This is a genomic window from Ruegeria sp. AD11(2025), from assembly GCF_056542405.1.
The window spans coordinates 1-929 of the sequence record NZ_JBQFZU010000118.1 but is presented as its reverse complement, the minus strand read 5'-3'; the positions used below and the strand labels follow the sequence as shown (position 1 = coordinate 929).

General features: G+C 55.0%; 2 pseudogenes. Both read right to left on the bottom strand.

Annotation, left to right across the window (positions count from 1 at the left end):
* Positions 1-122: 122 nt before the first annotated feature.
* Positions 123-606, bottom strand: a pseudogene (locus ACR1XY_RS24615) (IS5 family transposase); the annotation flags it as partial.
* A 68-nt stretch (positions 607-674) separates the two neighbouring features.
* Positions 675-929 (bottom strand): annotated as a pseudogene (locus tag ACR1XY_RS24610) (DDE-type integrase/transposase/recombinase); the annotation flags it as partial.

Here is a 929-nt window from a genome sequence, read left to right as displayed (position 1 = left end):
GCAGACAACGACTGCTCTGCCTTTTGCACCTGTCTCATTTCGTATCTTACCAACCCACGTAGTAGGGAGCGAAAGCGGGGAATACCTTATGATACGATTCTGCCCCGAGCCGGAATCGACCCCCGGATGTCCGAGGTAGCCGTGTCCATGGCCAGATGTACCTTGCGCCATTGTCGACGCCCCCGAACACCATGCTTGCGGGCTTGTCTACTCGCCATCGCCGAGAAACTTGATCCCGGTGCTATCGACAAGAAGGTTGAGCGGACCGTCGGCACGGCGATACGGGATCTGAACGGCTAAGTTCTTCTGACGACGACTTAGTGTGGAAAAGTCTGGCACAGGCCAGTCTAGCCCGGCCAATCGCAAGAGGCTGGCGACCATCCCCACTGTCTGTCTCAGCGGCAGCTTGAACAGCACCTTGATCGACAGGCAGAATTGGATCGCAGCATTCGAAAAGACTGGCGGACGCCCAGGCTTACTCTCATGCGCCGCGAGCCAGGTCATATCTTTGTCCAACCAGACAAGAAGTGAACCGCGTTTCTTGAGCGCAGCGTTGTAGTCAGACCAGTTCGTGACGCGGTAACGGGCGGATGATGGATTGCTCATTCGACCCGATTAACCATGTGGTTTCTCGTTGTGAATCCCTCGTAGAAAGAGTTCTGCAACAACGCCCCCTTGATGCCAGCCGTATTAGCTCCGCTTTTGTCGATGACAATCTTTCTTGGAAGGCCGTTGACCTCCAGCGTCCGAGCAAAGAATTTGGTAGCGGCGGGTTTGTTTCGACGCTGCGAAAACATGAAATCAAGCGTCATACCGTGCTTGTCGGCAGCTCGATAGAGATATACTCACGCCCCTTTCACCTTGATGTAGGTCTCGTCCATTCTCCAAGAACGATCGCAAGATTTTTTGCGGCGACGCGCGGCCTCGGC